Here is a 260-nt window from a genome sequence, read left to right on the forward strand (position 1 = left end):
GCTCTCCTTCTTGGACTCGAACCAAGGACCCTCTGATTAACAGTCAGATGCTCTAACCAACTGAGCTAAAGGAGAAAATTTATTTTGGGAGCTCCTCTTCTTGGACTCGAACCAAGGACCCTCTGATTAACAGTCAGATGCTCTAACCAACTGAGCTAAAGAGGAATGAATTTGAATAAAGTAGCTCTCCTTCTTGGACTCGAACCAAGGACCCTCTGATTAACAGTCAGATGCTCTAACCAACTGAGCTAAAGGAGAAA

The 260-nt window shown here is 43.8% G+C and carries 3 tRNA genes; all 3 read right to left on the reverse strand.

Annotated features, from left to right (window positions below):
- Position 1: 1 nt before the first annotated feature.
- The 3 genes from IC221_RS29425 to IC221_RS29435 all read right to left on the reverse strand — a co-directional run bounded on the left by IC221_RS29425 (position 2) and on the right by IC221_RS29435 (position 258).
- A tRNA-Asn gene (locus IC221_RS29425) sits at positions 2 to 75 on the reverse strand.
- Between the two features lie 16 nt (positions 76 to 91).
- Positions 92 to 165 (reverse strand) — tRNA-Asn (locus tag IC221_RS29430).
- A 19-nt stretch (positions 166 to 184) separates the two neighbouring features.
- Positions 185 to 258: transfer RNA gene (locus IC221_RS29435), tRNA-Asn, on the reverse strand.
- Positions 259 to 260: the final 2 nt, after the last annotated feature.

The organism is Flammeovirga sp. EKP202 (assembly GCF_014534745.1).
Lineage (GTDB): Bacteria > Bacteroidota > Bacteroidia > Cytophagales > Flammeovirgaceae > Flammeovirga.